Source organism: Neisseria sp. 74A18 (assembly GCF_001308005.1).
GTDB lineage: Bacteria > Pseudomonadota > Gammaproteobacteria > Burkholderiales > Neisseriaceae > Neisseria > Neisseria dumasiana.
Genome location: NZ_LGZA01000063.1, coordinates 1 through 3,739, shown reverse-complemented (window position 1 = coordinate 3,739; position 3,739 = coordinate 1). Strand labels below are relative to the sequence as shown.

Below are 3,739 nucleotides of genomic sequence, written 5' to 3'. Positions count from 1 at the left end.
TTGGGCTCTAGCAGCAGCTTCAAAATCTCCCATGCCTCTATTATACGCATCTCTCATTCCGGGGCTGTCAAGATGATGTTGTAACCACTGATAACCATTAAGCCCTAAAGGATCACCCCATCCTTGATCTGATTGGCCAAAATCATAAAGGTTATCTCTCCCAGCCAACCCAATCGGATCCTGCTGGGTAAACCGCCCGCAGTGCGGATCGTAATAACGGAAGAAGTTGTAATGAAGCCCCGTCTCTACATCTGCATACTGGTTCTGTAACCTGAACGGCTGATGCACGTCTTCTTTCAGGTTTGCACCCTCTGCATTATTCAGTTTACCCCAACCGCTGTATTCTCCGCGCCAAACGATGTTGCCTTCCGCGTCCGTCATCTCGCGCGGAATGCCGATTTGGTCGTTGTGGTAGTACAGTATCTGTCTGTCGGCTTTGCTGCCGTCCCGGTTGGCCGTCTGAACGATTTGCGCCAACGGTTCGTAGCCTCCCTGTTCGGTATAAACGTAAGTATAGGTCGCTTTATCGCTGTATTCCTGTAACAGGCGGCTGCCTTCCCATAGGAAACGGGTTTCCGTTTGGTTGTGGGCGTTCTGTTTGCTCACCCTTCTGCCTAAGGCGTCGTAGCGGTAGAGCCAGTGTTCAGACGGCCTGTCTGTCTGTTCGATACGCGCTTCGGTCAGTTGGTTGTCGGCATCGTAACGGTAATACTGGCTTTCGCCCGTTGCGTCGTTGTGGCGTTCGCTCAGGTTGCCCAGCGGATCATAAACGTAGCGGATGCCGTTATAGTCGGTCAGGCGGTTGCCGGTAACTTTGACACCGTCGCCGCTGATATTGTGGGCGGGGTCGAAGGCGAAGCGTTCGTCGCCGGCACGGGTAATCCTGCCCAGCGGGTCGTAGGCGTAGTCTTTATTGCCGTGGTGTTGGTCTTCGGTTTGAACCAGATTGCCGTTGGTATCGTAATGATAACGGCGTTTGATCAGGCCTTTCAGCTCGGTGGCTTTGCCGCCGGGTGCTTCGAGCTGTACCAGCTGCTCTTTCAGACGGCCTAAGGGATCTGAAATCAGGTGGGTGTGCAGTTTGCCGGCACTTCTGGATACGGGGCGGTGCCGGTCGTCGCGCTCGATATCGGTGATGGTGTCGCCGTCGAGGTTGATGTGGTGCAGATGGCCGCTGCCGTAGTAGAGGTAGTTGAGCGTCTCGCCCGTCGGCAGGATGGTTTGGGTGCGGTTGCCGAGGATGTCGTAACGGTATTCGGTCACCAACGGGATACCGTCTTGGGTGCGGGGCCGGATGATGCCCGGCTGTATCGGTTCGCCCAGTGTTTGGTATTGTTCTTTGACCAACAGGCCGTCTGAATTGTAGCTGAGGCGCAAATCGCTGTGGGCGTTGTAGGCGCGGGTCAGACGGTTGAGTTTGTCGTAGAAGTAGCGGCTGCTGTCGCTGCGGGTGCTGTCGGTATGGTGGCTGTCTTTTTGGGTAATGCGGCCGAGGCGGCCGAGGCGGTCGCGGTGGTAGACGGTGGTTTGCAGCAGCTCGCGGCGGTGGTTGCCGAAGCGGTGGGTTTGGCCGTAGCGGTTTTCTTGTATATGTTATATGCAGCTTATTTGTCTTGTTTATTTTTTTAAGATATTTAATTCTTGTACACCAAGTTTTTTAATTAACTTTATGTTTTGAGTGCGGTTCGACAATCTCAAAATTTTTTCACTATAAATACTTTCAGAAATATCTCCGTCACTATTCTCAAATAGCACAAGACCTGCTAAATCCAGCTCCTTCCTAGTATCTTTTACCAAATACTTATAAATAAAATAGTTTCCTTTAGAAAAATTAATCATTTGATGCTTCTTTGGTGCAAGACATTGCGGAAAGCCACCATTTCCTTCTCCGTAAATCATAAAATTGGCAGACTTCGACACCACAACACAAGCTGGATTATAGCTATCACCATCATCATATTTATTTACAGTCATCAATTTCACTACGATAGGCATAGATTTTGATTGATAAATTTGAATTGGAAATTTATCTGAAATTGGAACAATTTCTATATGAAGAGGTAAAGCATTTAAGAAATCCCTGACCAGTAATAAATTACTCGGAGAGAGATTTTGACCATTTATAAATGATTCAAATGATGTAGGCCCATGTTGAGTAAATCCATAACTCATCTTTAAATACATAAGTATAAATATAATTACTTTTTTCATCTCATGTTGTTTCTATATAAAACCTAATGTTATTCCTAAGTTTTTTTAAATTTTACTGGCAAACAGAAGTATCTTTACATTGAATCCACCCTTCAACCCATTTTGATTTTTCGGAATTCTTATAAACAATATTGAGCCATCTTGCACTAATAGCTTTAATTTTAAAGGTATCTCCCCCAACCAAGTATCTTTTCTCATTTTGGACATAATTAGGCACTTCTTGTAACAAAGTTTTTTTATTGACACGACCAACTTTTAATTCTTGTTTCTTCCATTTCTTAAATAGAGAATTATTTAATTCATTTTTAATAGATTTTTCCGTTTTATATGGAAATAAGTAAGATATTTTGGGATGAAAATTATTTTCATCATTTATATCATGAATATCATAAATATCTCCTCCCTCGCCAAAAAATTCAGATAAATCATTATCCTTTTCATAAATATCATTTTCCATTTTTAATACATAGTTAAGATAATAATTATCCACATATGGAATACCAGTGATAGAATATTTTGGCTTTATTTTTTGAGAAATGAACAAATATTTATTTTTATCAATTGAATAAGGAAAAGCAAAAGCTATTTCAGGGCTACCGCCTAAAAATGGCAGCTCTAAAACCTTATATTGTATCCCTGTCTTGCAATTAATCTGTAAAACTTGTATATCGGATTTTGGCGAATCTATTTTTCTAAAAAAGATTTGATTCCCCAAGTTATCCGAAAATGACAAATGACCTTGCTCTTCAAATAATGATTTATCATTGCAATCAAATGCATTCGCAATACTTGGTATCATTATTGCATATACATAAAATACAATTTTAATTTGCATACTTGCATTTCTCACATTTATCAAGATTATGTTTTTATTTCAGATTTTTTTTAAATGTTCTATCTAAATTTTAATGAATTATTTCATACACTCTGCTTGGTATTTTTGATTTTTTTCCTTGACTGTTCATTAAATCAATATATTTCTTATAAAAGTATATTGTTCTTTCATTATTCCCTGATTCCAAATAATTATCTCCAATATTTAAATACGCAACAGCCCTATGCGGAAATCTTATTATGATCTTTTCTAATAAATAATTCGAAGTGTCAAATCTTTGGTTTTTCGCCAAATAGAATGCAATATCATTATATTGAGTAACCGTTTTATTGGATAAAGGGAATCTTTGCAAATACCAATCAATTCTATGATTATCTATATCAGCTATCTCAACTAAATTTTTATCATTAAGACCATCTTTAAGAATTTTTCTTAAATCAGATAAATTATTTTCAATTAGATATTTTTTAATACATTTAAAACCCTAACTTGTACTTTCATCAAAATGATATTGATATTTTTTTAATGATACATTAATATATTTTTTACATTCCAATGTTTTTCCGTCAAAATCCTCTCTAGCGATACTTCTTGTTAATATACTCTTTAAAACAAGGTGATTATTCTCAAAAGAAATATAAAAATATTCATAATACCTTCCTCCAAATCTATCTAACAATATAACAATATGAT

At 39.3% G+C, this 3,739-nt stretch carries 4 protein-coding genes and 1 pseudogene; 1 reads left to right on the top strand and 4 read right to left on the bottom strand.

What is annotated here, in order from left to right:
- Window positions 1–1,377: RHS repeat-associated core domain-containing protein (locus AKG43_RS11705; protein ID WP_197273152.1), on the bottom strand; the 1,377-nt coding region annotated here is incomplete at its 3' end.
- A 6-nt stretch (window positions 1,378–1,383) separates the two neighbouring features.
- Between AKG43_RS11705 and AKG43_RS11700 the strand changes: the two genes are divergently transcribed.
- Window positions 1,384–1,629: a hypothetical protein gene (locus AKG43_RS11700; protein WP_054617454.1), complete on the top strand. Its 246-nt coding sequence runs from the start codon at window positions 1,384–1,386 to the stop codon at window positions 1,627–1,629.
- Here the strand turns inward: AKG43_RS11700 and AKG43_RS11695 are convergent.
- The 3 genes and pseudogenes from AKG43_RS11695 to AKG43_RS13485 form a co-directional block, all read right to left on the bottom strand.
- Window positions 1,618–2,211 carry a hypothetical protein gene (locus tag AKG43_RS11695; RefSeq protein WP_054617453.1) on the bottom strand — a complete coding sequence of 198 codons (594 nt, stop codon included), beginning with the start codon at window positions 2,209–2,211 and terminating at the stop codon, window positions 1,618–1,620. The two genes, AKG43_RS11700 and AKG43_RS11695, sit on opposite strands and share 12 nt — an antisense overlap.
- A gap of 52 nt (window positions 2,212–2,263) precedes the next feature.
- On the bottom strand, window positions 2,264–3,046 hold the full coding sequence (locus tag AKG43_RS11690) for a hypothetical protein (RefSeq protein WP_054617452.1): 783 nt from the start codon (window positions 3,044–3,046) through the stop codon (window positions 2,264–2,266).
- A 484-nt stretch (window positions 3,047–3,530) separates the two neighbouring features.
- Window positions 3,531–3,739: pseudogene (locus AKG43_RS13485) on the bottom strand (hypothetical protein); the annotation flags it as partial.